The organism is Dyella jejuensis, assembly GCF_044904675.1.
GTDB lineage: Bacteria > Pseudomonadota > Gammaproteobacteria > Xanthomonadales > Rhodanobacteraceae > Dyella_B > Dyella_B jejuensis.
In genome coordinates this window covers 305,370-329,277 of the sequence record NZ_JADIKJ010000002.1, presented here as the reverse complement: position 1 = coordinate 329,277, position 23,908 = coordinate 305,370, and the positions used below count along the sequence as shown (strand labels likewise).

Here is a 23,908-nt window from a genome sequence, read left to right as displayed (position 1 = left end):
CCCCAATGTGTGGGCACTTTTGGAAACCAAAGTGGGTGTAATTTCTGCTTGCCGTGCACATACTTTGGCTGCTGTCGAATAGCAAAGTATGTGCAGGTGCAATTAAATCAGCCGGTTATGCTTACATGACGGATGCTTGGCCGGGCCTTTTGGCAACCAAAGCATGCGCTAAAAAAATCCAGGCCGGCGGCTAATGTTCTTGGCGAGGCTACAAACATTATCGGCCGGTCATTTTCAGCGCCGCCTCGGGCAACCGTTCGCCTTCTACCTTAACCTTCGAAACTTCGTTGTCGATCTGCGTTAGATCTTCGGCACTCAGCCCAAGACTGTCAGCACCAAGGTTTTCATCCAGACGATGGAGCTTGGTGGTGCCTGGGATCGGCACTATCCATGGCTTTTGTGCAAGCAACCACGCCAATGCGATTTGAGCGGGTGTGGCATCTTTGCGTTCGGCCACCGACTTGACCACGTCAACGAGCGCCATATTCGCTCGGCGTGCTTCGGGAGAGAAGCGAGGTACAACATTGCGAAAATCGGTCGGGTCAAACTTGGTGTTCTCATCGATCTTGCCGGTTAGAAATCCTGCGCCCAGCGGACTGAACGGTACGAAGCCGATACCGAGTTCTTGAAGGAGTGGTAATAGCTCCACTTCTGGTCCGCGCCAGAATAGCGAGTATTCGCTCTGTACGGCGGTCACCGGTTGCACAGCATGTGCGCGGCTGATCGTCTGTATGCCTGCCTCTGACAGCCCGAAGTGCTTCACCTTGCCCTCGGCGATCAGCTCCTTGACTAGACCGGCCACATCTTCGATTGGCACCTGCGGATCGACGCGATGCTGGAACAGCAGATCGATGTGATCGGTACGCAGCCGTTTGAGACTCCCCTCGACTGCAACCCTGATGTGCTCGGGGCGGCTGTTGGTATCGCTACCACGCACGCCCGTCAGTGGATTGATATCGAAGCCGAACTTGGTGGCAATCACCACCCGCTCCCGCACCGGAGCGAGTGCTTCGCCGACGACCGCCTCGTTGAGGAAAGGACCATAGACTTCGGCCGTGTCGAAGAGCGTCACGCCCCGTTCCACGGCGGCACGGATCAGCGAAATCGCCGCCTTCTGGTCTGTGGCTGGCCCGTAACCATGGCTCAGGCCCATGCAGCCTAGTCCGACGGCGGATACTTCAAGTTGGCTGTTGCCAAGTTTGCGCGTTTTCATAGTGTCCTCCACGTGGCCAATTTAGAGCCGGAGGATTGCCATCACTAGATGGCATAATCGGAAAGGGTTTATAACTGGAGTGGATAAATGGCCGCCGAAAGCTACGACCAGCTCGCGATCTTCTCGGTCGTGGCACGAGAGCGCAGCTTTACACGTGCGGCGGCTCAGCTCGGCATCTCGCAGCCCGCGTTGAGCCGGGCCATGCGACAGTTGGAAGAGCGGCTGGGTGTCCGGCTCCTGGCGCGCACAACTCGCAGTGTTTCGCCTACCGAGGCGGGCGAGCATCTGCTGCGGGTGATTACCCCCCGATTTGAAGAGATCAATTCCGAATTGGCTTTGCTTAGCGAGTTTCGGGACAAGCCGGCAGGTAAGTTGCGCATTACGGCAGGCGAACATGCAGCGATTACGGTGCTGCAGCCCGTTCTCTCAAAAATCCTGCCGAATCATCCGGACATCCAGATCGAGGTCATCGTGGACTACGGCCTGACCGACATCGTAGCCGAGGGTTTCGACGCTGGCGTCCGGCTGGGCGAGCATATTGCGAAGGATATGATCGCGGTGCGCATTGGTCCCGATGTGCGGATGGCCGTGGTTGGGTCACCGAAATACTTTGCCCAGCATCCACGACCCAAGACCCCTCAAGATCTCATTCGGCACAACTGCATCACCATCCGCTTACCAACCTATGGCGGCATCTTCGCCTGGGAGTTCGAAAAGAAAGGGGAAAAACTGAAAGTGCGCGTTGAAGGCCAGCTGGTATTCAACAACATCGCCATGCGCCTGGATGCCGCCCTAAAGGGGTTGGGGCTGGCTTATATGCCCGAAGACATTGTGCAGGCGCATGTCGCGAAAGGCCGGTTGATACACGTTCTTTCCGATTGGTGCCCGTCGTTTCCGGGATACCACCTTTACTATCCGAGCAGGCGTCAAAGTTCACCTGCCTTCACGTTGTTTCGCGACGCTTTGCGCTATCGGACTGATTAATAAGCACGCTGGTTTGGATTCCAAGCCGCTGCACTACTCAAAACCCGGGAGACGTCGCCTGGACGGCGCCCATTTAATGCGGTTGCAGATACTCCGATCAGCCATGGCAGGCATCCTTTAATGCCTAGTCTCAGGGCCAGCCGAGCCGGCTGACGCCAATGTATGTACACCCCCTCTGACACCAATGTCTGTGCACTTTTGGAAACCAAAGTGTGTGCCGTAGGGCGGCGCTATGTACGTACTTAGCTTGCCGTCTGTTAGCAAAGTCTGTGCACGCCTTTATGAAACAAAGATTTACGCGGTGCTCGCTCCCGCCAAAAACCACCCTTTGACAACCAAAGTGTGTACCGGAAAGATCGTCCACTCATCGCTCACCTCTGGTGCTGCAGATGATGTAGGAGAGGGGGCGAGTGGTGAGCTGAATCGAGGACGCCACACACGTCACGGTCAAGAAGGCCCTTGGTACTGCGGTTACATCGAGACGTTGGGGAGCAACGTAGTGCCGACAGATTGGAAGCGATTTTTCAAATTTCTTGCGACACAGGAGCCGAGTAAAGACAACGGTGAGGAGCCGGCGTTCTCACCCAAAAACTTCTTGGACAAGCGGCTTCAGTTTCTACGGCCGCTTAGTGGCAACGGCGCGGCGGTACCGATAGAAGATTTTCTGCAAAGTTTGCCTGTTGAGCGTCTATTCGCCGAAATCACAACATCGAAGATGATCGAGCATAACCAGTGTCAACTCCTACATCAGTTGGTGGTGGCCAGCGGGTCGTTTGAGGTGATGACTCAAGCGATCCGCGATTCTTTAGTCGCGTCATGTCGGGCGTGCCGGTGTCATCTCGGCGGATGGGCGCGCCCGACATGCAAATAATTTCATAGATGGCTAGCTCGGTCTGTTAGACAACCGCCATTCGTCCGTGCGGCGAAGCACTACATGGCGTCTTAGGATCGAGAAAATGCGCTCACGCACACTACGGCGCACAGATCAATCTATCGCGCGACGATTGTTTGCGCTTTTTCGCGCCTCGAAACGTGGATCGCCGCGTTTGATCCACACATAAGCGCCACACCCATTTCAATACATCACCTGCAGGCCGACCTGTTGGACCGCGCGCAGTTGGCGCAAGCGGACGCCCGGCTGCGTTTATGACCCATCGATTCGGACCTGTTATGCCAGGCCAGCTCGTACACATAAATTTCACATTTCTTTTTTTAGGCTCGGGTTTCATCGAATGCTAACCAAAATAACGATGTTATTTAGGGTGTTAGACGCCTTTGGAGGCTAGTGCAACGCCCGAAAGGAGCGCGTATGGCGTCGCCTAGGCGACGCTGCGGTCAGTGATGGGGGAAGTGGCGGTTGGCACGACGACTTGCCGGGTCAGTGAGCACCATAAGGACGTGTGAATGTTTCGAAAGGAAGTGATCGAAGCTCAGCGCAAGGCATGGCTTGAAGATGTACGTATCGATCCGCCCAGAACCGGATGGTTTTACGCCTGCCTGGGCTTGACGGCTATTGCCGCTTTGACTGCGCTTTTATTTTTTGCGCAATTTCAACGCCGCCAGAAGGCAAGCGGATTTCTCGTCCCGAATACGGGACTGATAAACATCGTTCCTTCCTCCCCGGGCATCGTAACGAAAGTCCTTGTCTCGCAAGGAGATGAGGTTACTTCGGGACAGCCGCTGGTTGAGATATCCGGTGCCTCCATAAGTGCAGAACAGGGCGATACGCAAGAAAGAATCAATGAGCAGCTTCAAATAAGAAAGAGCAGGCTGGAAGAAGATTCAAAAAAGCAAGCCGAATTGAGTGCGCTCCGAAAGGAGAATCTGGAAAGCACCGCCGCATCCCTGCGCGACCAAATAGCGCAGGCCAAGAAGCAGGCCAAGCTACAGAGGGAGCGGTTTGAAAGCGCCAACGCCACGTACGAGCAGTGGTTGAAAGCCGAGAATTCAGGGCTGGTCAGCCGTGTTCAAGTATCCCAGCAGCACGAGTCCGCGCTGCAGGATATGGCCGAATATGAACAACTAATTTCGCAGGTGCTGCAGCTGCAACAACAACTTGATGATTCTCAGGTGCAGATAACTCAAGAACCTTTGTCACTCGACGTCAAGCGTAACGATATAACCAGGGAGCTCGCGCAAGTAAACCAGGAAATTGCGCAGAATGCGGCGCAAAACAAGATCATTCTTCGCTCCACCACTGCAGGGACTGTAGCCAACCTCCTGGCGCATACTGGCCAAACAGTTTCGTCCAACCAATTACTTCTTACGCTCCTCCCCGCTGGCGCTTTTCTCAGGGCAGAGCTTTGGGTGCCAACTTCGAGTGTCGGCCTTCTCCATTCAGATGAGTCGGTTCTGCTTCGCTACCGGGCCTTCCCCTATGAAAAATTCGGAGCCCATCGTGGGCGCGTGCTGAGCGTGTCAGAAAGCGCCGTATCACCCGAAGATTTGACCAAGGTCGCCGGTGGCGAAATTTCATCGCCGAGCTATCTCATAGAAGTGGCTTTGGATAAGCAATACGTCAACGCATATGGGCAGGATGAACGCCTGAGAGCCGGCATGGCCGTGGACGCCGATATCCTCTTGGGAAGTCGTCGACTCATTGATTGGATCCTGGATCCGCTCTATGGGTTCAATCACAAAGTGCAAGAGGCTTTCTCGAAAACGAAGGAGCCTCTTCATGCGTAATGTGTTCTCCTGGAGGAAAGACGAAAGCGCGCCTCTCGTCATGCAGACGGAGTCTACGGAATGTGCATTGGCCTGTTTGGCCATGATCGCCAGCCACTTCGGTTACCAGTCCGATCTCTCTGGCCTTCGCAGAAGATTCAACGTGTCTCTCAAGGGCGTAAATCTTCGGCGCATGGTTGATATAGCTTCGAGTCTTGGATTGGAGACTCGAGCTAGGCGTGCGGATATAGATTACTTACGCATTTGCAAAAAGCCGTGCATTTTGCATTGGGACTTGAATCACTTTGTCGTCCTTGGTCGGGCGACTCAGAAGTACTATGAGATTCTTGACCCGGCCCGGGGGCGGGTGATGATGAGCCCGCAGGAAGTGAGCAAGCACTTCACGGGTGTGTTGGTTGAGTTCTCTAAAGGGGTTGACTTCATCGAGAAGTCACCCGAAAAACAAGTCCCCATTTCAGCGCTGACAGGACGAATAAGAGGATTGGGGGCGGTTGCTACCCAAATCATTGGCATAGCATTCGCCATCGAAATATTTAGTTTGGCTCTGCCCCTACAGCTCCAATGGGTCATGGATCAGGTTCTAGTTTCCAACGACCTGGGCTTGCTTGTGGCCATTGCCGTGGGTTATCTGATCGTAACCATGCTTATGGGCGGCCTCGGTATTGTGCGGGCGTGGTTATTGAGTTGGTTGGGGGCAACTGTCAGCAGCCAATGGATAACCAATCTATTTAGCCATCTTGTTCGACTTCCCATGGACTTCTTCGAGAAGCGTCACATGGGCGATGTCATGTCGCGATTTAACTCTGTTCAGGTCATTCAAACGACGCTGACAAGCAGCTTTGTTGAGGCGCTGCTCGATGGTTTGATGGGTGGCTGTGCGTTAGCTTTGTTGGTCCTTTACAGCAAAGCCATGACCCTTATTATTGTTTTTTGCCTGTCGCTTTACATAGCTATTCGCGTAGTGATGTACAAAAAGCTTTGGCAGGTAAGCGAAGAGCAACTTGTCTACACGTCAAGGCAGCAATCCGAACTGATGGAGTCCATTCGCGGCATGCAAGCCATAAAGCTCGGCAATGGCCATGTGTCACGGAAGGATCGTCTAGGAAGGGCCAACGATGAGTCTGCCAGGCGAACGATGCTTTCCCAGCGCATAACTCTATCGTTCAGCGTAATAAGTCAATCCATAATTAATACTCAGCGAGTTTTTCTTATCACTTTAGGAGCCTATTTAGTCATAAATGGGTCTATGTCAGCCGGCATGCTCGTTGCGTATTTAGTATTGGCCGACCAATTTTCAACAAGGCTTGGTTCATTCGTCGATAAAGTGGTGGACTTCAAAGTTCTTGGCCTTCATCTGAAGAGAATCGCCGATATCGCGCTCACACCACCCGAGTCCCATGCACTCAGTACATATGTCGGCCCGGCGTTGAATCCTTCCATTCGGTTCGAAAATGTCAGCTTCAGATATGCCGAGGGTGAGCCTTGGGTCCTGAGAGGGCTCAATCTTTCTATCGACTGTGGAGAAAGCGTCGCCATTACCGGTCCAAGTGGCCATGGGAAATCAACGCTGGTGAAGCTATTGGTCGGGCTGCTCGAGCCTACCGTAGGGTCCATAACGATAGGTGGCATCGATATTCGCCGCTATGGGCTGGAGAGATATCGACAAATGGTTGGGGCAGTGATGCAAGATGATCATCTTTTTGCAGGGAGCATCGCTGACAATGTATCCCTTTATGACGCTTCTTCCGAGCTATCTTCGATTGTGGCGGCTTGCCAGATGGCAGGCATACACGAAGAAATACTTGCCATGCCCATGGGGTATGAGACGCTGGTTGGAGATATGGGATCCTCCTTGTCTGGCGGACAAAAGCAACGATTAATTCTCGCGCGCGCACTTTATAGAAAGCCGAGCATTCTTGTTCTTGACGAGGCGACCAGCCACTTGGACGCTCAGCGTGAAAGAGCCATCAATGAGGCTGTAGCGGGGATCCAGGTGACACGAGTCATCGTTGCTCATCGTCAAGAGACGATAGCGAGCGCCGATCGCTTCGTTGATATCGCAAGCCTCCAAAGCTTTACAGAGGAGTCGGAACCGCCTGCCGCGAAGAAGGCCGTTGTTTGCGCATAATTCACACGTTGCTAGCTTGCATGGAAGTAAGGAATGAAAAAGGTATTCATTTGCACGCACATTAACGACGCTCATGCCATGGCGGCAGAGGTTGCACTGAAAAGTCGTGGCCACAAAGTCGTGAGATGGATTGGCGCCGACATTCCCAGCAGGGAAAGTCTTAGCTTTAAATTTAGTCCCTATCTGCACGTGGTCTTTCGTTCAGAAGGAAAAATGTACTCCACCGACGAATTTGATGTCGTGTGGTGGCGTAGATTGACCCCCGCGCTACTCCCTTCCTCGATTCATCCGGGCGATAAGGTCGTGGCGGAAAGAGAGTGGGAGGTTTGCTTTGACGCCTTGGAAAATTCATTCAGAAGTGACGTCCTGTGGATCAATCCTGTTGCAGGTCAACGGCTGGCCAACGACAAAGTGCGCCAACTGGTGCTGGCGAAGAGACTCGGGTTCAAGGTGCCTAAAACCTTGATATCCAATGACGTCGTCGAGATAGGTGAATTCATAAATTCGGTGCCCGCGGCCATCCATAAAATGTTTGCGCCGACTTCATGGAAGGGAAGTGAGCGCTATGCGCGGGCAAGGACAACGCAGGTGACATCCGCGCACCTTGCGCAGGCAGAGTCTCTCAGGCTATGCCCAGGAATCTTCCAGGAGCGGGTTTTTAAAAAGAAAGAGATCCGCGCCACCTTTATGGGGGAGGCCTGCATTTCGGTTGAAATAGAACCTAAGGATAACGACGGGGGCGTATGTGATTGGCGATCGATTCGCCAGGAGCACTGGAAGATTTCGCCGTGCGAACTTCCGCCTGTTGTCGTCGAACGCTGCCGAAAGATGATGCATTCATTGGGAATTGTCTTTGGATGCTTCGACATCATCATCGACGCTGCAGGGGATTACGTTTTCCTTGAAGTAAACCAGATGGGTCAGTTCCTCTGGAAAGAGCTCGATTTGCCAAATCTTCCCATGCTCCAAACGTTCTGCGATTTCGTCGCCTCGGAGAATGCGTCGATCTTGGGTCTTGGCGCGCATGATGAGTCCTTTCAACATGTTCTATCGACTGAGAGCTATCGGGAAATTACCGACAGGGAATACCGATCGCATGTGGATAGCAAGCCTTACATATTAGATAACCAATATTGAATCTGTGAGGGGCTCGGATGCCCCTGACTCGTTCTGGCGCGCGGAACGCGTCATCCAGTAGCTTGTAAAGCGAGCGCCTCTTTGAACAATGACCACGGATAGTCATTGTCCATGTAAATGCTGATTGCGAGCCTCTCGTGATTCAGCCATCCCACCTAAAAAGGAGTAATTTATGAACTTCAAAGATCAGAACCAAGTGAAGGATGTCGCCCAGGCCCGCATCTTCGGCCGCGTTGTTGCCGAAGACATGTCGATCGAAGAGTTCGACATGGTGTATGGCGGCTCCGTTCCGACGCAGTCGGGCACTGTTGCGACCGACACTGCCATGCAGTGTGATTGGTAAGTAGCGGATGTCCTGGGTCTTTTCGTAACGAGTAGACTCAAGCATCGTCCTGGCGGCCTCTCGAGGTCGCCAGGATCTTTCGTTATCGAATGCGCATGTCGCTCACAAAAAAGGCAGCTATCTAAATGACCAGTTCGACGCGTTCCAAAATCTCAATCTTCTCCTCATTCGTTTTTCTTGCGCTATGTTCGCAATCTATCCTGGCGGCTACCTCAGACAATCAGCTGCTGGCAAAGCTTGAACAACAAGATCAGGCCGACCGAATGCCGGGGGGCGGAAAAATCAATTGGGACGTTGTTGCCAGGAAAGATGCTGAGCGCAAACGAGAGGTTGAGAAAATCCTTGCTGATGGTGGCATTCGGACGACGCAAGACTACTTCAATGCATCCGTCATTTTTCAGCATGGCGAAGATCTAAAAGATATTGAGCAGGCCTATGCGTTCGCCGTCACTGCTGTGAATTTGGATGATAAAAATCAACAGGCCAAACAGTTGGAAGCCGACGCCTGGGACCGAATCATGCTGAAGCGAAATCGCCCGCAATGGTACGGCACACAGTTTATTCGAGACAAAGCCACAGGTAAGTTTGAGATGTATCAAGCCGATTCAAACGTGATTTCTGACGCAGAGCGGCAGGCAATGGGCCTGCCAACCATGAGTGAGAATCAGGCCCACCTTGATGAAATTAACAAGACTGCTGCCAAACATTGATTCATAGCGCTGGAGAGCGTTCGGCAGTTCGCCGGACAGCTTCAGGATGGGCACGCCCGATATGCAAATCATTTCATAGATGCCGTGCGCGGCATGTCGGGCAGCCGCGATTGTCCGTGCAGCGAGGCGCCGCATGGCGTCTTGGGATCGCAAAAGACGCCTACTTACACTACAGCACGCAGATCGCCCCATCGCGTGACGAGTGCTTGCGCATTTCTGCGCGTCTCGAAACATGCTGCGCCGTGTTTGATTTACGCATGGGCATGACGCCAAAGTGTGTGCGCTATTGGAAACCAAAGTCTGTGCAATTCGAGACCGATGTGTACGTACTTTGCTTGCTGGAAAGCGGCAAAGTCTGTGCATGCTCAATAAGAACAATTACTTAGGTCTTGACAGTTCTCACCTAAAACGACCCTTTCGACGTCCCCCCGATTTTGAGTAGCGCAGTGATTTGGAGTCCAATCCCCCAACTGAAGGAGATTGGACGTGAAGAAGCGGTTTACCGAGGAACAGATCATCGGCTTCCTACGTGAGGTAGACGCCGGCATGCCTATCAAGGAGTTATGCCGCAAGCACGGCTTCAGCGAAGCCTCGTATTACCTGTGGCGAAGCAAGTTCGGTGGCATGAGCGTGCCGGTTGCCAGGCGCCTGAAGGAGCTGGAGACGGAGAACACGCGGCTGAAGAAGCTGCTGGCCGAGCAGATGCTTGAGAACGAGGTCATCCGGGACGTTCTACGAAAAAAGCCGTAGGCGCACCGGCCCGGCGTGAGTGGGTGCGCCAGATGATCGACAAAGGACTGAGCGAACGGCGGTCGTTGGCCATCGTGGACATGAGCGCCAGTGCGTATCGCTACCAAGCGCAGCCGGACCGTAACGTGGTGTTGCGCCAGCGGATTGTGGCCCTGGCGCAACGGCAAAGCGCTACGGCGTGGGGATGATCCACCTGAAGCTTCGACAGGAAGGTGAGGCGGTGAACTACAAGCGCGTGGAGCGGCTGTATCAGGAGGAAAGGCTGCAGGTGCGTCGGCGCAAGCGAAAGAAGGTGCCGGTGGGCGAGCGACAACCGTTGTTCCGCCCGGCGGCGCCGAATGAGGTCTGGTCGATGGACTTCGTGTTCGATCGCACGGCCGATGTCCCCGTAACACCACTATGCGTAGAGGATTGTGCTACTTCTAAGACTGATCTTAAAAGTGGAACCAGACTATTGGCCGTATTAGCGTGAAGTAGCGTTGCCTTCGCCACTACAATCATTGTGGGATTCAAGTCGAAGCCGGTCGAAGCCACTCCATTGATCGAGCAAATCGTGGTTGTTGTTCCAGATCCATTCCAAGGGTCCAGAACTAACGCGTCGGAGGGCAACGCTAGTCTATCTAGCATGTCTGACACGAAATCTGGTGAATAGCCCGCGTAGTACGGGTACCAGTGGGCGCGACCGCCCGTGCCTGCCCGAGCTACCTTTGGATTGGTTGGTTCCATTTGGACCGCGACTCCTGACCGCAAACGAGTTTTTCGGCCGAAGGGGGGCGTTCCCTTCGCCACAAAGCGCATAGTACCGGCATAGCCAGTCAAAATTGGGAGTCCTCTTGGGATGCCTTTTGCCTAGAGGCTGTTTCGTATGTGACTGACATTGTTGTCATTTTCCCACAAAACATCCTGGATTTTTTGGCACGCTCGTCGTTTTTGCCCACGAGCACTAAAGCGGGCTGAATAGCCCCGGGAGCCTAACCATGAGCCAGGAAGTGGTTAGCAGCTAACCTGAAATCTCCGGTCTATTGAGCTGTTTGGCATCAATGTTTGTACACCCCCTCCGACATCAAAGTTTGTACAGCGTGTATTGCCCGCTGACACCAAAACATGTGCACCCCCTCTGACACCAAAACGTGTGCAATGTGCACATGTTTTGGTGTCATGCCCACTGGCTTACCCATGCGAGCCATGACTTCATACCCATGCACTAGTGTGAACTTCACACTACAGTTCTGTCCGACATAAGCGGAAGAGCAGCTCAGCCGTGGACGATAGCGCGGGGCACCTGAAGAAATTCCAGAAGGAGCTTTCCACCGGTACGGTTTCGCTGGTGCTGCTGGCGGTGCTGGGGCAGTCGCGGCAGCCGTTGTACGGCTACCAGATCGCCAAGCGGCTGGAGGAGCTGGGCGAGGGCGTGCTGGCGGGCAAGCAGAGTGCGCTTTATCCGGTGCTGCGCAACCTGGAAGCCAGCGGTTTACTGGCCAGCGAGGTGGAGCCATCCGTAAGTGGCCCGCCGCGGCGCTATTACCGGGTGACGAAGTTCGGGCGCGAAGTGTTGCGTGAATGGGTGGCGGCGTGGGAGGCCACGCGCGATTCGGTCGATAGGGTTCTGCAAGGAGAGTTGCGATGACGACGGGTGCAATGGGAGCGCCGCGGACGATTGCGGAGTATCTGGAGCAGTTGCGGACCGCCTTGCGCGGTGCCGATCCTGCGCTGATCCAGGATGCGCTGTATGACGCGGAAGAACATCTGCGTGCCGAGCTGGCCGAACAGCCGGGCCGCGGCGAAGCGGACATGCTGGCGCGGGTGGTGGGCAGCTACGGCGCGCCGGAAGAGGTGGCGGAGATCTATCGCGACCAGGAGATCAAGATCCAGCGCGCATTGCGGCCGCCGCCAGCGCCGAAGCGGCGTTCGCTGGCCGGGCGGTTTTTCGGGGTGGCGGCGGATCCGCGCACCTACGCGGCGCTGTTCTACATGGTATTGGCGCTGGCGACCGGCATCTTCTATTTCACCTGGGCGGTGACCGGCATTTCGTTGTCGCTGGGTTTCGCGGTGCTGATCATCGGCATTCCTTTCACGGTGCTGTTCTTTGGTTCGGTGCGCGTGCTGGCCTTGGTCGAGGGCCGCATGGTGGAGTCGATGCTCGGCGTGCGCATGCCGCGCCGTCCGGCGTTCTCCACCCGCGGCATGTCGTTGTGGAGGCGGATCGGAGCGATGTTCAGCGATCCGCGCAGCTGGAGCACGCTGTTCTACATGCTGATGATGCTCCCCCTGGGCATCGTCTATTTCACGCTGACGGTGACGATGCTTAGCGTGTCGCTGGCGTTTACCGGCGCACCGCTGGTGAAGGCGGCAGCGGATGCATGGGGCCTGCAGAATTCCTGCGATGCTGCGCCACGTATCTGCGACTGGCTGCTGTGGCTGAGCGGTTGGGGCGGCGCTTTCACCTTGTGCGTGGTCGGTGTGCTGTTGTTGTTTGTCACGTTGCATATGGTGCGTGCGCTGGGGTTGCTGCACGGCCAGCTCGCCAAGCATCTGCTGGTCGCGAGGGAGTAGCGCCATGGCGTCCATGCAAGGCCATGATGTGCTTGCGGCGCTGGCCGGCGAGTGGAAGGGCGACGAACAGATCGCCACTACTCGCTGGAGCCAGGGCGGCGCCGCCAGCGGGCACGTCCGCGCCGAGTTCGCGTTGGGCGGCAAGGTGCTGCTGCAGGATTATCGCGAAGAGCGGGAGGGCAAGCCGGCCTTGCAGGCACACGCGATTTTTGTCGCAGCCCAGGAGCCTGGCGAGTTCGCACTGTACTGGTTCGACAGCTACGGCTTTGCGCCGGCGCAGCCTGCAACCGGGCATTGGGATGGCAGGCAACTGGTATTCCTGCGCACGTCATCGCGCGGTCAGACGCGGCACAGCTATGAGTGGGTGGCAGAGGGAATTTACCGGCTGGTGCTGGAAAGTTCGTTCGACGGCGTGAATTGGGAGCAGGTGATGCAGGGCGAGTATCGGCGGGTGGAGGCTTAGTGTTTTTTCCTGGGTATTTTTCCACGGTGTGGTTTATGGCCGGGTTGGCCCCTCACCCCGGCCCTCTCCCTGAAGGGAAGAGGGAGCAAGAAGGTGGCGTCAGCGGTAGTTGAGGTCGGGCGATGAAAGCAGGAAGGTGTTCCACTCTTGCTGCGAGGTGGCCTGGGCCAGGGCATCGCGCGTTGCCGGCGATAGATACGGTTCGATCGCGTCGTAATACAAGCGGGTGGTCAGCATTGGAAAACCGGCCGCGCGCGCGGTGCTGCCGGCGGGCGTGAACAGCTGGTTATTGCCGGTGCCGATGGCGCGCGCGATATCGAAGCGTTTCGCCATTTGGCCCGAGCTGGACCAGCTTGCATTATCCAATGGCCAGCCGTCGGGCGTGATCCTGCCGAACGGCGGCTGATCGAGCTGGTTGAGCCAGCCCACCAACGGCTGCGCGTTGGCGATCGGCGTGCCATCGAACGCCAGGCGCACCGACGACACCACGAACTGGACAGGATCCTTGAATTTCTTGCCGGCACTGGCCGATAGCTCGTGCGATTCGAACATCACCCGCACTACCTGGGCGATATCGCCGCCGCTGCGGCGGAAGGTACGCGCCATGTTGGCTACCAGCGCCGGCGATGGCTGATCGGAAACGAAATATTCGGCTAGCTTGCGCGAGATGAATTGCGCGCACGCCGGTTGCTGCACGATCAGGTCAATGGCCCGCTTCACCTCGTCGAAGCCGCTACCCTTGATCGGCTTGCCGAGCAGCACTTTGTCGCTGAAATCGTGCCGCTGCGGATTGAATTCGAATAGCCCGTTGCGCACCACCAGCGGGGCAAACTTGCGATTGAAGGATGGCGGCTTGTCGTTGGCGGGCGTGATGCCGACGCCGGTAAGGATCAGCGCCAGTTGTTGCACGTCCTGTTGCGTATAGCCTGCGCTGACGCCGAGCGTATGCAACTCCAGCAACTCGCGCGCGTAGTTTTCGTTGACATGGCTTTTGGCATTTTGCGCATTGTCGAGAAATTCCAGCATGGCCGGGCTTTCCAGCGTCGCCATTACCAGATCGCGGAATTTGCCGAGTGCATGCGGGCGGATCGCATTCTGTTCGTAGTCGGCCAGTTCCCAGCGCACGCGGCCCTTGCCGGCGTACACGCTGAAATGATTCAGCCAGAACCACACCAGTTGTTCCTTGAGCTGGTTCGGGCCGTAGATGGCATGCAGCAGTTCGGCCTGTTGCGCTTGCAGGCCAAGCTGATTGCCGCGCATTTGCAGCGCCTTTTTGGCCGCCATTTTTTCCGGCCCGTCGGGTATGGCCTTGATCTGCTGCTGCTGTTGCTGGAGCGAGGCAAGCAGCGATCCGGGCGGTGTGTGGAACGCTTCGTAGGAGGCGATCTGCGCGGCTATTGGGATCGGCAACGCATCGCCGAGGCGATCGTCGAGCTGTTTTTCCAACAGGCCTTTGCGACCCAGGCCGCGGTACTGGGTGACGATGGCGGTGTCCAGCCCGAAACTGTCGCGACGCAGCCAGGCGGCATCATCCTGGGACAGGTTGAGGTGATCGGAGGCACGGGCGAGCGTGCTTGCAATCAGTAACGTGGCCGACAGCGACAGGGCGGCGAGAGCGGTCGGACGCATGCGGCGGATTCCCTTGGAGCGCGGTTGACGTTCGAGCGGATAGTGCCGTGGCCGGCTGGATCTTGCAGTGAATGGTGTCAAAGCTTGCGAAGGTAAGGATTGCCGCTGCCAGATGGCCTAGGGATGCTCTGATCAATGCGACGCAGGCGTCACCAGAGCTGGCCCCAACATGTTGAATTTAAAGCGATGGGGTGATGCCCAGAAGGCTCGCAGAGTGCGCCGCGCGGCTTGGCAAGACGGCCAGTCTTCCCGGCGCCGCACAACACACTCTGCGAGCCTTCTGGACATCATGCCGCCTGCGTCGCATTGATCAGAGCATCCCTAGACCAGTTGCAGGTCGCGTGGCCTGGACTGCGGAAACACTGTCTGCAATTGATCGCCGCGCAGCCCCCACATGCGCCCCAGCAAGCCACTGTATACATCGCGATAATTGTTGAGCACCCGGTAATCGCGATCCTGCAGCAGGTTCTGCCGGTTCACGGCGACCTGTTCGCCGGCGATGCGACCGCCATGGAGCTTGCCGCCCAATACCCAATGCACGGTGCCATGGCCGTGGTCGGTGCCGCGGTCGCCGTTTTCGCGGAAGGTGCGGCCGAATTCGGATACAACCACCACCGTCGTGTCGTTCCATTCGTTGCCCAGCGCCGCAGCATAGGCGGCCAGCCCGTCGCCGAGGTTGCGCAGGTTATTGGCCAGGCCGCCGGTCACGTTGCCCTGATTGACGTGCGTGTCCCAGCCGCCGACATCGACGAAGCCGAGGCGGTATTGATCGCGCATCAGCGTGGCGATGCGGCGCGTCTCCTGGGCGAAACCGGAGGCGTTGGGCGCGCCACGGCTGGCGGTGATCATTTCATTTTGCAGGTCCATCGACACCGTGGTGCGCAGGCTCAGGCCATCCGCGGCGGCGGAGGCGAGCGCGGTGTGCTTGTACATGCCGGCCAGGATCGCCGATTGGCGTTCGTCGAAGTGCGCCTTGGTATCGCCGCGCAGCGAAATGTTGGGAATGTCTTTGGCCGCGCCCTGGAAACTCAACGGCAGGCTGTTGGTAAAGGCGATCGCCGGCACGCCGGTGAGCACGCTGGAAAGGCGTGCCATGAAACCGGAACGGTAATGGCCGCCCTGTGCCAGCGGTTCGCCGCGCTCGATGCTGTCCTGGGTTTCGAAATGGCTGCGCGAAAGATCGTCGGTGCCGGCAAAGGGAATGAACGCCGCTTGTTTCTTCTGCCACAGCGGGTAGATCGAATCGCGCAGCACCGGATTCATGCCCCAGTCCGCGTCCAGCGGAAGCGCCGTGTCGGGATGGTTGGCATCGGGTCTGGCGATGGCGATGGTCGGGCGCGATTCGTAATAGAAGTCGCTGCTGTAGGGCACCAGGAAACTATTGCAGTCGTAGCCGCCACGCAGGAACACGAACAGGAAGCGTGGCGAACCGGCCGGCGCGGCGAACAGGCGACCCGAACAAGACAGCGCCGGCCATGCCGTGGCGGCGAGCAGGAATTGACGACGGTTCATGGCGGTACCTCGGCTCAGCGATAATTGAAATCGGGTGAGGACAACAGGAAGGTATTCCATTCTGCCTGCGAGGCGGCCGTGGCGAGTGCGTCGCGCGTCGCGCTGGACAAGTCCGGTTCGCTCGTCTGTCAGCCAGTTCACCCGCGGACCGGCATTGGCCATCGGCTTGCCGTCATGGCATGGGTGCATTGCCGATAGCCGGAATGGCATGGGACCGTTGAATTTCCGGCCGTTGCCGTCAGTGATGTACCTGGAAAGAAATAAAGTGCGCAGCACGGCGGCGATATCGCCATCGGTGCGCTGGAAGGTTTGCCTCATCGCATCGACCCGCGTCGGCGTCGAACCGTCGTCCCGGCGGCTTCGTGGCGCCGCTGGCGTGAAGAAGGCATGGCCAGAGCTGGCACGGCTGGTTTCCGTCGTATCGCGATACTGACTCAACGCCCCGGCTGCCTGCCGCGCTGACCGGAGTGCGGCGAAGATCGGGCCAAATATTTGGCCGGGATTCACCTATGCCACGTGAAGCGCGTTGATGCGGGGTTACCATGCTCCCTTCGACGGAGTTCCAGGCATGCGCAAGACTTACGACCAGGCGTATTTCGACAAGTGGTATCGCGACCCGCGGCACGCCGTGACCTCACCCGCGGTGCTCAAGCGCAAAGTGGCGATGGTAGTGGCGCAGGCCGAGTATTACCTGGGCCGGCCGATCCGCAATGTGCTCGACGTAGGTTGCGGCGAAGGCGTATGGCGCGCGCCGCTGCGGGCCTTGCGGCCAGATATCCACTATCGCGGCCTGGATGCCAGCGAGTACGCCGTGCAGCGCTTCGGGCGCAGTCGCAATATCGGGCTGGCGCGCTTCAGCCAGCTGGCACAGCTGCGCTTCGATACGCGCTTCGACGTGATCGTGTGCACGGATGTGCTGCATTACCTCAAGCCGGCAGAAATCCGCGCGGGACTGATCGGCATCGGGGAAATGCTGGAAGGGATTGCGTTCCTGGAAGTGTTCACCAGCCGCGACGACGTCGATGGCGATCACCATGACCTGCAGTTGCGTGCGCCCGCGTGGTACCTGCGCGCATTCCGCGATGTCGGCCTGTTGCCATGCGGTTCGCATTGCTATCTGGGGCCGCGGCTGGAGCGGCATATCGCGGCGTTGGAGCGGGCGCAGCTGGGTGGGTGAGCGGCTTTTTGTGGATTGACCGCTAAAGCTTCAGGACAGGGCGATCAGGCGTCTGCTTTAGGGAAGATCGTGGCTGGATTGGTCCCTGACCCCGGCCCTCTCCCCGGCGGGAGAGGGAGTAGAACACGCTAGACCAGCATCACTTTTACACCGGCGCCGCGCAGGGCTTCGACCATGTCGCGTGCCGCGCTGCTGTCGGTGATCGCGGTATGCAAGGTCTGTACGGGAGTGATGACGGACAGGCTGCGCTGGCCCAGTTTGCTGGCGTCGAACACGGCGATGGTTTCGCGCGAGACGCGGATCATCAGCGCATTGAGCGAGGCTTCCAGCGGATCGGGCGTGGTGACGCCGACGTCGGGATCAAGGCCGTCGACACCGAGGAACAGGCGGTCGGCGGAAATGCGCGAGAGCGCCTGTTCCGCATCCGGTCCGACCAGCGAGTACGAGGTTTGCCGCAATAATCCGCCCAGCATCATCACGCGGATATTCGGCAAGCCGGAAAGCTCCAGCGCGATGTTGAGCGCGTTGGTCACCACCGTCAGCGATTCGAATTTCATCTGCCGGATCTGCCGCGCGATTTCCACCGTGGTGGTACCCGAATCGAGGATCACGGTTTCGCCATCCTGGATCAGCTTCGCCGCCGCCTGGCCGATGCGCAGCTTCTGCGGATGCGAGCGTGTTTCCTTGATGTTCAACGGAATGTCGTTGGTGACCGTCTGCGTGACCGGCAATGCGCCGCCGTGCGAACGCGCGATGATGGCGTTGCGCGCCAGCGTTTCCAGATCGTTGCGGATGGTGACGGAGGACGTGCCGAAACGGTTCGCCAGTTCCTCGACCGTGGCGCGGCCATGGGTTTCGACGTATTCGACGATCAGGCGCCGACGCTCTTCGACGAGCAGGCGATGCGAAGGAGCGGAGGCGCGGGCTTCAGTCATGGTCATCGGGCAAGTTCAACAGTCTGGCGGCGTTGCCATGGTATATCTTGCGCAGAATCGTGTCCGGCAGGCCCAGGCCGTAGATCGACCAGCGGCCTTGCGGGGGTGTTTCGGCCGGGGCGTAATCGAAGTATTCGTCCTCGGTTTCGAGGAAGCGGTAATAGATCTCGTAGAGCTCGTCGCCGAACAGCTGCTGCGGTACGTCATCGCCGTAGGGCGAAGGCACCGCGTCGGTGCCGAACAGGATGCGGTCCTGGTAGCGTTCGAAGAAGCGGCGTGCCGCGCGCGGCTGCCGGCCCAGTTCGCCGATGCGCGCGCTGATATCCACCAGCGTGTTGGGGAAGCGGTCCAGGCAATCCGCGACCGCTTGCAGGTTTTCGGCCCAGTTGCCCACGTGCATCAGCGCGAAGGTGGTGTTGGGGTGGCGGGCGATCAGGCGGTCGCGCGCGGCGAGTATTTCCGCGTTGCTGGGAAATTCCGGGCCGTAGAAAGACCAGTCCGGATGCTTGGCCAGTTCTTCGTAGCGCTCGTTGTATTCGTCGGTGGGCAGGAAAAACGCTTCCGGATCGGAAACGTGCAGGAACACGGGCATGCGGTGGGCAGCGCAGGCTTCCCACATCGGATCGAAGCGGCGGTCGTCCACCGCCACCAGCGGGCCCGTATCGAGTTGCTCGCGCAGATACAGGCCCAGCGTCTTGAGCAGCTTCAGTCCTCGCGCGCCGACCCGGCTGGCATGGGCGATCGCGTCGGCTTGCCGTTGCGGATAATCCGGCTGGGGAAAATATTCGTAGGACGGTTCGGTGAGCGTGGCGAAGCGCCCCGGCGCCGCCTTGTCGAACAGCTGGATGCTTTGTTCGAGTCCTTTACCCACGCCGCCGGTCAGGTTGACCAGGGTGCGCACGCCTTTGCGATCCATCACCGGCAGCAGTTCTTCCGGCTTGGCAAAGGCGATGATTTCTTCGCCCACCGAGATGCCATGACGTACCTGCCTGGACCAGGTCAGATGCGTATGCGCGTCGATGACCGGAAAGCGCGGGCGCTCGATGCGGGTCTTGGGCACGCGCAGCGTGCTGCGCGGCTTGAAATCTTTCAGGCGCAGTTCGGATTTGCTTTGGTCGGGCGCGGTTTGCAGCGGATTCTTGCCGCCAGCCTGGACGGTGCCCATGCCGCTGGGCGGAGCGCAGCAGAAGCAACCGGCGCGGGTCTGCGTGCGGAAAGACCAAGAGGGCTTCGAAGGTTTGTGTTTGCTGTGCGCCATTGCTTTTACCTCCTCTCCTGAAGAAGAGAGGATCGAGGTGAGGGGACACTCTTGCACAGCCGGTGCAAAGCCCGCTTCGAGGTAGCCCACCGCACGATTGTCGCCTTGCCCCGCCATCCATAACAGACAGGGCGTTCGAAACGGATCGCCGCAACCCCCGCCCCGGTGGGTGAGGGGATGCACGGGGCATCCCACCGGGACGGGAGCGAGCGCCGCGCACAGGCTGGGGAAGGCAGGGTGATTCTTCCGCAGCAGCGCGGATCCGTCAGCGCATCAGCACGGATACCTGGCCATGATCTGGTGTACCTGTTGCACCAGCGCGATCGCCTTGTCGAGCGGGCGCAGCCACATGTTGCGGCCGAACATCACGCCATTCGCGCCGGAGGCCAGGTAGAACTCCACCTTGCGCAACACGGCGGCATCGTCGTCGTTCTTCTCGCCGCCGGAGAACAGCACCATGGTGCGTCCGGCCGAGCGCACGACGCGCTGCGTGCGGGAAGAGGCGTCTTCCTGCAACTGGTCGTAGGGAGCCGGCACGTGTGCCGTGTGATCGTCCGGTTCGTGCAGCTTGACGATATCGGCGCCCAGCTCCAGCGCCACGCGCGCGGCGTAATCCTGCGCGTACAGGCTGCCCTTGCCGCCCTTGGCGTCGATGGCGGCCCCGCGTGGATACGACCACAGCACCAGCGGCATGCCGAAGCGTTCGCAATCCTGGCGCACTTTTTCGAACTGGCGGAATTCGTCGTGCTGGCGCGGCGAACCGACATACATGGTGTAGCCGACCGCATCCGCGCCCAGGCGCACGGCGTCTTCCACCGACGCGAACAGCGGCGAGGTCGCTTCCGCATCGCTGGGAATATTGGTCTTGCCGTTGAGCTTGAGGATCAGCGGAATCTGCCCGCACCAGTCGCCCAGGTATTTCTCCGCCAGTCCGACACCGAGCGCGATGGCGGAAAAATTCCCTTCCACCGCGAGCCGGAACTGGTATTCCGGATCGACGGCGGGAGGGTGGGGGAAGAAATCGGTCGGGCCGTGCTCCAGTCCCTGGTCCAGCGGCAACACGAGCAGACTGCCGTTGCGTGGCCCGTGCCCATACATCAGACGCCACAGGCGGGTGCGCTTGCCGTGCGAAAGGGATAGTTTCGAAAACTTTTCGGAAGATTTTGAAAGGTGTTGTAACTGATCTTTCATTTCGAATACTCTGGGAGCGTCATCGGATGGTTTCACATTCGAGCGAATCGAGCAAAATGTCAATACTTCATAAGAAAACGAAAGGCGAGACCTTGCTGGCGAGCTTGCATGCGGCGCCGGACGAAGCCCAACAGGCGGGCGGATATGCCGATACCTTGCGCGAAATCCTGCAGCAGCCGGCGACCTGGCAAGCTACTTTCGATTGGTTACGGAGCGCGGTGGTGCAACAGCCATTGGCCGGCGCACTCGATCCGCTACCCACCCACATCGTGCTGACCGGTTCGGGCAGCTCGATCTACATCGGCGAATGCCTGGCGCCGATCTTGCAGGCGGGGCTGCGCGTGCCGGTGCAGGCGATCGCCGCCGGTACCTTGCTTACCCATTGGCGCAGCGTACTGCCACCCGGACCTGGGCTGCTGATTTCGGTGGCGCGGTCGGGAGATAGCCCGGAAAGCGCCAGCGTGGTGAATGCCCTGCTGGCCGAGGCGCCGGCGTGGCGGCACCTGGTGATCACCTGCAATGCGCACGGCAAGCTCGCCACCCACTACCGCAACGAGCCGCGCGTCACCGCCTTGGTGCTGGACGAGCGCACCAACGACCGCAGCCTGGTGATGACCAGCAGCTTCACCAATCTGTTGCTGGGCGGTACCGCCTTGCTGCAACACGCGCACGCGGCGGAAGACGCCGACGCGGTGCGCCGCGCGGGAGCGGATGCGCAGCGCATTTTCGATGCGCAATCCGACGCCATCGCCGCGTTGGCACAGCGCGACGTCACCTCGGCCGTCTATCTGGGCAGCGGCGCGGCCTTCGGCGCGGCGCGCGAAGGTGCGCTGAAGATGCTGGAGATGACCGGCGGCAAGGTCATCACCCTGGCTGAAACGTTCCTTGGCCTGCGCCATGGCCCGATGTCCTTCATCCATCCGCAGACGCTGGTGGTGGCGCTGCTTTCGTCCGATCCGGCTGTGCGCCGCTACGAATGCGATCTGCTGCGCGAACTGTCGCGCAAGCAGCTGGGCATGGCCCAGCTGGTAGCAGGCCATGACATTCCGGCCGATGTGCTGGGTGCCGGGGATGTTGCGATAGACCTGAGCGCCTCCGATACCGAAATGCCGACGGTGCTGGCGGGAGTGGTGGTCACGCAGTTGCTGGCGTTCTTCCGTTGCCTGCACCTTGGCGGCAAGCCGGATGCGCCTTCCGAAGGCGTGCTTACGCGCGTGGTCGAGGATTTCGCGATTCATGGAGCCGCGCCGTGACCACGCCCGAACAGCCTGCGCGGATACTGGTCGTGGGCGAGATCAACGTCGATTTCGTATTCAAGGGTTGCCACGCGCTGCCCACGCCGGGCAACGAAGTGCTGGCGGACGATTTCCTGATGACGCCCGGCAGCTCCTCGATGATCTGCGCCATGGGCCTGGCGCGCCTGGGCAACCGGGTCGCGTTCCATGGACGGCTGGGCACGGATGCATCGGGCAAATTCTGTCTGCGGGCGCTGCAGGAAGCGGACATCGATACCGCCTCGCTGCGGCCGGACCCATCGCTGCGCACGGGCGTGACCGCGTCGCTCTCCACACCGCAGGACCGTAGCCTGGTGACGTTTCCCGGCGCGATGGCCGAACTGCGTGCCGGAGAGATCGAAGATAGCTGGCTGCAAGCGGCCGACCACCTGCACGTGTCGTCCTATTACCTGCAAAAAGGCTTGCGCCCGGGGTGCCGGCAATTGTTCGCGCGCGCGACCGCGGCCGGCCTGAGCACCTCGCTCGATCCCGGTTTCGATCCCGACCAGCGTTGGGAAAACGACTTGCTCGATACCTTGCGCGCGGTCGATATCTTCCTGCCCAACGAACAGGAACTGCAGGCCATCACCGGTTGCAGCGATCTGCGCCAGGCCCTGGTCGCCGTGCAAAACGGGCGCACGCGCACGATCGTCAAGCGCGGAAGCCAGGGCTGCAGCAGCCTGCACGAAGGGCAACGGCTGGATCTGCCCGCCTACCCGGTCGAGGCGATCGATAGCACCGGTGCCGGCGATTCCTTCGATGCCGGATTCCTGCATGCCTGGTTGCGCGAGATGCCGTGGCTGGAGTGCATGCGCTGGGGCAGTGCCTGCGGCAGCCTGTCCACGCGCGGAGTCGGCGGGACGACGCGGCAGGCGAGCGCGAACGAAGCGCTTGCGCTGATCACGGGAACGCCATGATCACCGTCGCCGGATTCAACACCGCCATCGACCGCTTCATCCATCTCGATGCGTTGAAGCCCGGCGAAGTCCATCGCGTGCGCGAGGAGCAGGTCTATCCCGGCGGCAAGGGCGTGCACGTGGCACAAACCGTTGCCGCGCTCGGCGAGCGCGTGCAGTTGGTCGGCTTGGTCGACGCGGTGCATCGCAACTTGGTTTGCCGCCGCATGAGTGAACGCGGCGTATTGTTCCATGGCGTGGAAATCGCCGGCGAATTGCGCCACTGCATGGCCTTGCAGGAGGCCGGTGGCGGCATGACGGAAATATTGGGGCAGGGCCCGTTGCTGAGCCAGGCCGAATGCGATGCGCTGCTGTTGGATTTCCGCCGCGGCGCGGACGAAAGCGAGTTGGTGATCCTGTCCGGCAGTCTGCCGCGCGGCTTTCCGGTCACGACGTATGCGGAACTGGCCGATTACGTAAAGGGCCTTGGCAAGCGCTGCCTGGTCGATGCCAGCGGCGAGGCCATGCGTCATGCGGCGGGCACGAAACCTTTCATGCTCAAGCCCAACCGAGACGAGATCAGCGAGCTGGTCGGCCATCCAGTGATCAACCTCGAGGCGGCGCAGGCGGCGGTGCTTGCCTTGCACCGGCAAGGCATCGCCATGCCCGTGGTGACGATGGGCGAACTGGGCGCCCTTGCCGCCGACGATACCGGCATCTGGCACGCATCGCTCGAACCCACGCAAGTGCGCAATACGGTCGGCTCGGGCGATTGCTTTCTCGCCGGCATGGCCGTGGCGATACGCAGGCATATGCCGCTCGAACATGCTTTGCGGCTTGGCGTGGCGTGCGGTGTCGCCAACGCGCAGTCGCAAGAAACCGGTTTTGCGGAACGTGGCAGCGTGGACGCATTGCTGCCGCAGGTAGTCGTGCGCCGGGTGCAACAGCCGGCAACGACACAGAGCTTGCCAGCGCGGTGACGTAGCGCGGAGCAATAAAAAAGCGGTCCGGAGCGTAAGGGGAGCTTTCGCCTGGACAACGAAGTTCGCACGCGCGAGCGATCACGCGAG

At 59.0% G+C, this 23,908-nt stretch carries 20 protein-coding genes and 2 pseudogenes; 15 read left to right on the top strand and 7 right to left on the bottom strand.

The window, feature by feature from the left end:
* Positions 1 to 217: 217 nt before the first annotated feature.
* Positions 218 to 1,213 carry an aldo/keto reductase gene (locus ISP15_RS03150; protein WP_404544973.1) on the bottom strand — a complete coding sequence of 332 codons (996 nt, stop codon included), beginning with the start codon at positions 1,211 to 1,213 and terminating at the stop codon, positions 218 to 220.
* 87 nt (positions 1,214 to 1,300) lie between these two features.
* Between ISP15_RS03150 and ISP15_RS03145 the strand changes: the two genes are divergently transcribed.
* From ISP15_RS03145 to ISP15_RS03095, 11 genes and pseudogenes are all read left to right on the top strand, one after another.
* Positions 1,301 to 2,197, top strand: coding sequence for a LysR family transcriptional regulator (locus ISP15_RS03145; protein ID WP_404544970.1), 897 nt, complete (start codon positions 1,301 to 1,303; stop codon positions 2,195 to 2,197).
* Positions 2,198 to 2,429: 232 nt separating this feature from the next.
* The gene (locus ISP15_RS03140; protein ID WP_404544968.1) at positions 2,430 to 3,068 is read left to right on the top strand and encodes a hypothetical protein; all 639 of its coding nucleotides are present in this window, start codon (positions 2,430 to 2,432) and stop codon (positions 3,066 to 3,068) included.
* Positions 3,069 to 3,601: 533 nt separating this feature from the next.
* Positions 3,602 to 4,882, top strand: coding sequence for an HlyD family efflux transporter periplasmic adaptor subunit (locus tag ISP15_RS03135; protein WP_404544965.1), 1,281 nt, complete (start codon positions 3,602 to 3,604; stop codon positions 4,880 to 4,882).
* Complete coding sequence (locus ISP15_RS03130; RefSeq protein WP_404544963.1) at positions 4,875 to 7,010, top strand: peptidase domain-containing ABC transporter; 2,136 nt, start codon at positions 4,875 to 4,877, stop codon at positions 7,008 to 7,010. Before ISP15_RS03135 ends, ISP15_RS03130 begins: the two co-directional genes overlap by 8 nt.
* Positions 7,011 to 7,043: 33 nt before the next feature.
* The gene (locus ISP15_RS03125; RefSeq protein WP_404544961.1) at positions 7,044 to 8,147 is read left to right on the top strand and encodes an ATP-grasp domain-containing protein; all 1,104 of its coding nucleotides are present in this window, start codon (positions 7,044 to 7,046) and stop codon (positions 8,145 to 8,147) included.
* 172 nt (positions 8,148 to 8,319) lie between these two features.
* Entirely contained in the window at positions 8,320 to 8,490 is a 171-nt protein-coding gene (locus ISP15_RS03120; protein ID WP_404544958.1) for a hypothetical protein, read from the top strand.
* A gap of 125 nt (positions 8,491 to 8,615) precedes the next feature.
* Positions 8,616 to 9,200, top strand: coding sequence for a hypothetical protein (locus tag ISP15_RS03115; protein WP_404544956.1), 585 nt, complete (start codon positions 8,616 to 8,618; stop codon positions 9,198 to 9,200).
* A gap of 546 nt (positions 9,201 to 9,746) precedes the next feature.
* Positions 9,747 to 10,332: pseudogene (locus ISP15_RS03110) on the top strand (transposase); the annotation flags it as partial.
* A gap of 879 nt (positions 10,333 to 11,211) precedes the next feature.
* Complete coding sequence (locus ISP15_RS03105) at positions 11,212 to 11,577, top strand: PadR family transcriptional regulator (protein ID WP_404544954.1); 366 nt, start codon at positions 11,212 to 11,214, stop codon at positions 11,575 to 11,577.
* 11 nt (positions 11,578 to 11,588) lie between these two features.
* On the top strand, positions 11,589 to 12,503 hold the full coding sequence (locus ISP15_RS03100) for a sensor domain-containing protein (protein WP_404545343.1): 915 nt from the start codon (positions 11,589 to 11,591) through the stop codon (positions 12,501 to 12,503).
* Between the two features lie 4 nt (positions 12,504 to 12,507).
* Positions 12,508 to 12,966, top strand: a complete 459-nt coding sequence (locus ISP15_RS03095) for a DUF1579 family protein (protein WP_404544951.1) — start codon at positions 12,508 to 12,510, stop codon at positions 12,964 to 12,966.
* 99 nt (positions 12,967 to 13,065) lie between these two features.
* Here ISP15_RS03095 and ISP15_RS03090 read toward each other — a convergent pair whose 3' ends face one another.
* From ISP15_RS03090 to ISP15_RS03080, 3 genes and pseudogenes are all read right to left on the bottom strand, one after another.
* Positions 13,066 to 14,595: a DUF1800 domain-containing protein gene (locus ISP15_RS03090; protein WP_404544949.1), complete on the bottom strand. Its 1,530-nt coding sequence runs from the start codon at positions 14,593 to 14,595 to the stop codon at positions 13,066 to 13,068.
* Between the two features lie 321 nt (positions 14,596 to 14,916).
* Positions 14,917 to 16,107, bottom strand: a complete 1,191-nt coding sequence (locus ISP15_RS03085) for a DUF1501 domain-containing protein (protein WP_404545341.1) — start codon at positions 16,105 to 16,107, stop codon at positions 14,917 to 14,919.
* A 204-nt stretch (positions 16,108 to 16,311) separates the two neighbouring features.
* Positions 16,312 to 16,425 (bottom strand): annotated as a pseudogene (locus ISP15_RS03080) (hypothetical protein); the annotation flags it as partial.
* A gap of 250 nt (positions 16,426 to 16,675) precedes the next feature.
* Here ISP15_RS03080 and ISP15_RS03075 point away from each other — a divergent pair.
* Positions 16,676 to 17,284 carry a class I SAM-dependent DNA methyltransferase gene (locus tag ISP15_RS03075; RefSeq protein WP_404544946.1) on the top strand — a complete coding sequence of 203 codons (609 nt, stop codon included), beginning with the start codon at positions 16,676 to 16,678 and terminating at the stop codon, positions 17,282 to 17,284.
* Between the two features lie 128 nt (positions 17,285 to 17,412).
* Here the strand turns inward: ISP15_RS03075 and agaR are convergent, their stop codons facing one another.
* The 3 genes from agaR to ISP15_RS03060 form a co-directional block, all read right to left on the bottom strand.
* The gene (gene agaR / locus ISP15_RS03070; RefSeq protein ID WP_404544943.1) at positions 17,413 to 18,219 is read right to left on the bottom strand and encodes a transcriptional repressor AgaR; all 807 of its coding nucleotides are present in this window, start codon (positions 18,217 to 18,219) and stop codon (positions 17,413 to 17,415) included.
* Positions 18,212 to 19,384 (bottom strand): amidohydrolase family protein, encoded by a 1,173-nt coding sequence (locus ISP15_RS03065; RefSeq protein ID WP_404544941.1) that lies wholly within the window; start codon positions 19,382 to 19,384, stop codon positions 18,212 to 18,214. Before ISP15_RS03065 ends, agaR begins: the two co-directional genes overlap by 8 nt.
* Before the next feature lie 366 nt (positions 19,385 to 19,750).
* A complete protein-coding gene (locus ISP15_RS03060; RefSeq protein ID WP_404544939.1) occupies positions 19,751 to 20,539 on the bottom strand; it encodes a class I fructose-bisphosphate aldolase in 789 nt (262 codons plus the stop codon).
* 185 nt (positions 20,540 to 20,724) lie between these two features.
* On the opposite strand from ISP15_RS03060, the gene ISP15_RS03055 reads away from it, so the two are divergent.
* The 3 genes from ISP15_RS03055 to ISP15_RS03045 are packed head-to-tail and all read left to right on the top strand — an operon-like array spanning position 20,725 to position 23,818.
* Positions 20,725 to 21,921: an SIS domain-containing protein gene (locus tag ISP15_RS03055; RefSeq protein WP_404544937.1), complete on the top strand. Its 1,197-nt coding sequence runs from the start codon at positions 20,725 to 20,727 to the stop codon at positions 21,919 to 21,921.
* Positions 21,918 to 22,859, top strand: a complete 942-nt coding sequence (locus ISP15_RS03050; protein WP_404544934.1) for a carbohydrate kinase family protein — start codon at positions 21,918 to 21,920, stop codon at positions 22,857 to 22,859. The genes ISP15_RS03055 and ISP15_RS03050 overlap by 4 nt, the downstream gene beginning before the upstream one ends.
* Entirely contained in the window at positions 22,856 to 23,818 is a 963-nt protein-coding gene (locus tag ISP15_RS03045; protein WP_404544933.1) for a 1-phosphofructokinase family hexose kinase, read from the top strand. The genes ISP15_RS03050 and ISP15_RS03045 overlap by 4 nt, the downstream gene beginning before the upstream one ends.
* The last annotated feature ends 90 nt before the right edge of the window (positions 23,819 to 23,908 follow it).